The sequence below is a fragment of the Bacteroides sp. genome, assembly GCF_052357945.1.
Lineage (GTDB): Bacteria > Bacteroidota > Bacteroidia > Bacteroidales > Bacteroidaceae > Bacteroides.
The window spans coordinates 1-5,959 of record NZ_DAWCXD010000210.1 but is presented as its reverse complement, the minus strand read 5'-3'; the positions used below and the strand labels follow the sequence as shown (position 1 = coordinate 5,959).

The window sequence follows — 5,959 nt, the reverse complement described above, 5'->3', positions numbered from 1 at the left end:
TACCGTCTTTTGTGGCAGTCGGGTCGACTTCATACTTTTTCATGCGGGCTCCTGCGGTTTGTTCGTATGGGGTGTCTGTTATATCCAGAGATACTTTCCAGGGCAGATATTCCAGTACCGTTCCATTATCCAGTTTGATTATGTTTCCTTTCAGGTCGTGGACAATTCCTGCAAAATAGCAAATATCAAAACGGGAATCTTGTTCCGCGGTTTCATAACCGAAAGCTTCGAGGGCTTCAATGGTGGCGCTGGGACCGTTCTCACCGCTTAGTCCGTAAGCCTTGGCGTGATTATAGTGGCGGGAACGGAAGAGATATTGCATCTGGTTGGTGTACAGAGTTTTATTCATCGGGATAGTGAAGACATTCTCTACGGACGGTTCGTTGAATATAGAGAAATTCGTTTCGTATTCCGGTTCCAGTTTGTAGCCCATAGTCTTGAGTTGGTCACAATAGTAGATGACTGTTTCCCAGGCATTGAGTTCGCTGCCGTTCACTGTGAACTTTATATTTTTTCCATCCGGGCGTTGTCCGTCCGTCCAATCATTGTCTGTATAAACTTCGGAGTTCAAAGCCAGTTTGGCCAGTAGGAAAGTTACCACGGGGCGAGTGATACGGCCATAGTAAGGGCCGGACTGGTTGCTATGTGCATCGCTCAACAAAGGAGCCGCCTCTTGCAATTCCTTGACAACAAAGTCAAAGACCGTTTTCCGTTCACTTTGCACTACATCTTTCATTGCTACGGAAGAGGATTGAACTAGCGGGATGCGTCCGAACAAATCCATCAGGTAATAATAATACATAGCCCGCATGGCACGTACTTCGGCACGGTATGCCGGCAGTTCCGTAGCGGAATGAGTTTCGGCGAATTTGTCTATCCGTTCCAGTGATTTGTTACTTAACATGACGACTTTATAGAGATATTCCCATGTAGCCTGAATGGCATCATTCTCTATTCCCCAATCGTGCAGGTAAAGTCCTTGCCAAAAACCACCGTCATACCAGTCACCTCCACGGGTGGGGATAATGGCTTCGTCGGAGGTAAAGGTGTTCAGGTCGTAGACTCCCCTACCCGTTCCCTGCAATCCCTGACTATCACTATAACCGCCTACGTATGTATAAAGCGAAGCTACTGCATTGAGATATACTTCCGAGATTGTATTGTAAACGTCATCTTCGGGTAACTTATCTTTCGGATTTTCCTCCAAAAACTTACTACATGAGAATAAACCCAGGCACATTGCCAGAAAGAATCCTAACCGACTTTTATTTTTCATATATTGTTTCATCATCTCCTCCTCCATTAAAAGTTAATACTCAATCCCAGTGTGTACGTCCGCGCCAACGGATATCCCCGTTTATCATCCACGCCTAAAGTGGAGTTCACCGTTGAACTGTTAATCATGGGTGAAAGTCCCGAATAACCGGAAATGGTTGCCAGGTTGTTGACTGTAAATGCCAGACGCAGGGAACGGACATATTTCTTCAGTTTCTGCACTTTCTCAATCGGCACGTTCCAACCCAGCGTCACATAGTCGAAGTTGACATAATCTCCCTTTTCCAACCAATAGTCGGTGGCGGTTTGATCCTTGATGTTCTGTTTCGGGGCTTTCTTCATTACGTTATAGTCGGGAAATATATTCATGTTCATATAGGTCAGGGAGGTTCCGTTGTAAATTTTATGTCCGAAAGCTCCGTTAACCTGCAAAGACAGGTCGAAACGCTTGTAGCGGAAACTGATGTTGGAGCCAAGAATCGTTTTAGGTACGGCTTGTCCTGCCACGTAGCGGTCTTCACCATCTTCAAGGCTGACACCTCCGCCATTCAGATCGGCGATGCCATAGGTGTATCCGCCGTTTCCGTCGGATTCCAGTCCCGTACTGTGGGGAAGATAGAACACGCCCAACGGTTGACCCACCATCTGATATACGATGTGGTTGTATCCTCCATGAAAGCCGGCTCCGTCGAGGCCAGAAAGACTTTTATATTCGGGAGCAGAAAGCATTTCGCCGTTGTACATACCGCTTAATGAGAGCAGTTTGTTGCGCTGGAAAGTGATATTGGCATTGATATTCAGTTCCATATCCTTGGTCTTCAAGGGGGTGATGCCGATGGCGATTTCCGTACCCCAGTTGCGCATGGAACCGATGTTGGCAAGCAAGGTGTTATAGGTGAAAGGCGGTACGCTTACGTTGTAAAGGTAAAGCATGTCTGTGGTTCGGGAGTTGTAATAGTTGGCGGAAAGCAGCAGGCGGTTGCCGAAAAGAGCTACGTCGATACCGGTATTAAAGGTATGTTTCACTTCCCATTTCAGGTCGGGATTCGTGTTCCGTAAGTCTCCTAAAGATACGACGGCGGAGTTTCCGACGGGGACTACACCGTTCGGCTTTACAAGGTTCAATGTAGTGTATGAGTCAATCCCACTCTGATTACCTGCCAGACCGTAGCCAATACGGAATTTCAGATTATCCACCATCGGTAACTGCTTCATAAATTCTTCTTCACTAATCACCCATGCGGCAGATGCGGAGGGGAAGAATCCCCATTTATGGTTCGCTCCGAATTTGGAGGAAGCATCTGTACGGGCGTTCAGCGTCAGTACGTAGCGGTCGGCGTATGTATAGTTGAAACGTCCCATGAAAGATGCCAGACGGGGTTGGTCGTAGTAAGAATTAGTGCCTTCCCACAAGCGGAGTGCACCTGCCTGAAGATTATTATACCCGAATTTGTCGGTGCTGAAATTGCTTACTGTTGTATAATATCCCGTGTAGGTTTCTTTTTGAAGTTCGGCAAGTGCCAGCACGTCAAAGAAATGTTTTTTCCAGTTTTTCTTATAGGTCAGCATCATGTTGCCCAGCAAAGATTCTCGCTTTTTGGTTCCTTTGTAAGCCTGGCCGTTCGCCCAGACGGAGGTGGGGAGGTATTGCGAATTTTCCACGATATTATAGGTATAGGCACCGAAGAGGTTTAGTTTCAGTCCTTCCAGCAGATTGAAAGTCAGACGGGCGTGCGTGCTGATGTGCGAAGTGGCATCATCGTCCTGCACTTCCATCCATGCCAATGGATTGGTGATTTGGCTGGCAGTCGTTATTCCGTCCCAGGAATTGGTGACGGGGTCTTTATGGTTGGGATAGGTGGGGTTGAATGTGGCTGCCGAATAGAACGTTTTCTGATAATCCACCAGATTATGATTCTTCTGAATGGAACCGAACATTCCCAGCTCGCAGTTCAGGAAGCCGTCGAACATTTTCTGATTCATGTTCATATTCGAAGTGAAGTTTTTCATGTCTTCATTCAAAATCACTCCCTGACGATCCATGAAACCAAGAGAAACGCGATAGCTGGACTCACTGGAACCGCCATAAAAGGCGATGTGATGGTTTTGTTGTAGTCCTGTCTGTTCAATCTCTTTCTGAAAATCGGTGTTATTTCCTTTATCCAGAATGGAAATCCCGCGTTCCGAGGCGACACGGCGGTACTCATCGCCGGACAGCATTTTCAGATTCTTGTAGACGGTGGAAATTCCGAAGCTACCGTTGTAGGCTACCTGTGTTCTGCCGCTCATTCCTTTTTTAGTGGTGACTTCAATCACACCGGAAGCTCCTCGTGAACCGTATTGTGCGGTTTCGGAAGCGTCTTTCAGAATGGTGAAGCTCTCAATATCCGTAGGGTAAATGGAGGTGAGCATACTCAAGTCGCCAAATACTCCGTCGACGATTATCAAAGGGTCATTGCCACTGGTCAGTGAGGTAGTTCCCCGCAGACGTACCGCATCCAAGGCTGCCGGACCGTTTGATCCGCGTTGGATGGTCAAGCCCGGCACACGTCCGCGGATTGCTTCCAAAGGGTTCGTTATCTGGTCTTTATTCATCTGTGTCTCCGTAATCTTCTCTACGGAACCGGAGAGGGTTTTCAAACTTCCGGTGGCATATCCAACAGTTATCAATGAGTCTATGGGCGTGACGGGAATCTTCTGCGCCAAGGTGCTCTCGCACGGGATTACCAGAAGAAGAAGGCTGTAGAAAATGAGTCTAGCGTGTTGTACCATATTCTTAGTTTTTAAGGTAATAATACAAATATAACAAAAAAAGAGGGAATCTGGTTGAGTAGATTCCCTCTTTTATTCATAAATGATATTGACAATGTCTATTTCACGATTATCTCATCCGTAAATATCCAACCTCCGAATTCGCTTCCGGCCTGTGCCTGGTAACGTACGTATCTTCCTTTGGCTTCTCCCTGCCATGAAATATCCGTAAACCGGATAGGGGTTTCTTTGCTCACTTCAAAGTGTTGTTTTTGCAACTCCGTGAAGTTAATTCCATCATCGGAAATGGAAATAATCACTGTCTCCGGCAGGAATACTTCCGCGCCGACCACTTGCATAAAAGCGGCGGTGACGGAATGGATAGGGGTTTCTTTTTCCATATCAATCGTCACATCGAGACGGTTGTCCGAGATAAATCCTTGCCATGAACCATCACCATAAGTCCAGTCACCACGTATGCCGTCTGTCAGGGCTGTGTTGCCTTGTGCGGGATAATGGGGGCTATAGGAGGAGTTATAGATCACTTTTTTACCGAGCGCCAAATGGCTGACTGGTTGAAGAGATTCGGGACGGCTGCCGATTTCTTTGCTCAAATCGAAAGGATGGTATCCTTTTTTCTGTAAATCGGCCACTGCTGACAGTGCGCGGGTATGGAAATCGGGCCACGACTTACGTTCCGGAGCCGACCAGGCTACTTCCGCCAATGCCAGCATACGGGGATAAATCATATATTCCACGTGTTCGGGAGTGGGGATATATTCCACCCATAGGTTGCCCTGCACGCCGTAGACTAACTTTGCCTGCTCCGCAGTTAAAGAAGCGGGAACAGGATCGTAGGCATATACTTTCTTCAATGGCAGGTAGCCGCCGATAGCTTCCGGCTGGGAGTACGGGGCGTCCTGATAGCTGTCCAGATAACAGTATGCACCCGGTGTCATGATGGCATGATGGCCGGAAGTGACAGCAGCGATACCACCCTCTTCTCCACGCCACGACATAACGGTTGCATTGGGCGCAATGCCTCCTTGCAGAATCTCGTCCCATCCCAAGAGACGGCGTCCGTGATTGTTGAGGAACTTTTCGATACGGTGTATCAGATAGCTTTGCAGCTCGTCTACATTGGCCAGATGCTCGTCTTTCATTCTCTTCTGACATTTCGGACAGGTCTTCCAAGCCGATTTACCGGCCTCATCACCTCCTACATGAATGTATTCGGAAGGGAAAAGTTCCATGACTTCCGTCAGTACATTCTCCAGAAAGGTGAAAGTTTCTTCATTGCCGACACAGAAATCGGAGTTCTTGTAAGGTTCTCCCGAACAGGATAGCTGCGGGTAGGCAGCCAGCACTTCTTCCGAATGGGAAGGCATTTCAATCTCCGGAATCACGGTGATATAGTGCTGACGGGCATATTCCAGTATTTCACGAATATCGTTCTGGGTGTAATAGCCGCCGGAAGCTCCGGGTTCATCGTAACGGAGGTATTTACGTCCACCGTTCCACCATTTCTTCCAAGTGGGGTCTGTACGCCAGGCTGCAAAATCGGTCAGTAAAGGGTATTTCTTGATTTCAAGCCGCCAGCCTGCCGCATCGGTCAGATGCAGGTGCAAACGGTTGATTTTGTAATATGCCAATGCGTCTATCTGTTTCTTTATAAACTCTTTGGTAGAGAAATGGCGGGATACGTCCAGCATCAGTCCGCGGTAAGCAAAACGCGGGGTGTCTTCTATCTCGACAGAGGCTACGGAATAGCTGCCTGTGCCCGCCGGTTGCATCAGCTGTAACAGGGTTTGCATTCCATAGAATAATCCGGCTCCCGAAGTTGCCCGGATCTCGATTCGTTGAGGGGTGACGGAGAGTGTATAGCTTTCCGGTGATGGCAATTGGGGGGTCTTGGGGGTTATCAATAAGAAAA

General features: G+C 47.9%; 3 protein-coding genes. All 3 read right to left on the bottom strand.

Annotated features, from left to right (window positions below; translation table 11 throughout):
- Positions 1 to 1,291, bottom strand: a 1,291-nt coding sequence (locus ACT8YW_RS21375) for a RagB/SusD family nutrient uptake outer membrane protein (protein WP_444107079.1), incomplete at its 3' end; no start/stop codon positions are given.
- Between the two features lie 11 nt (positions 1,292 to 1,302).
- A complete protein-coding gene (locus ACT8YW_RS21370) occupies positions 1,303 to 4,047 on the bottom strand; it encodes a SusC/RagA family TonB-linked outer membrane protein (protein ID WP_128858069.1) in 2,745 nt (914 codons plus the stop codon).
- Positions 4,048 to 4,145: 98 nt separating this feature from the next.
- Positions 4,146 to 5,959, bottom strand: a 1,814-nt coding sequence (locus tag ACT8YW_RS21365; RefSeq protein ID WP_444107078.1) for a glycoside hydrolase family 20 protein, incomplete at its 5' end; no start/stop codon positions are given.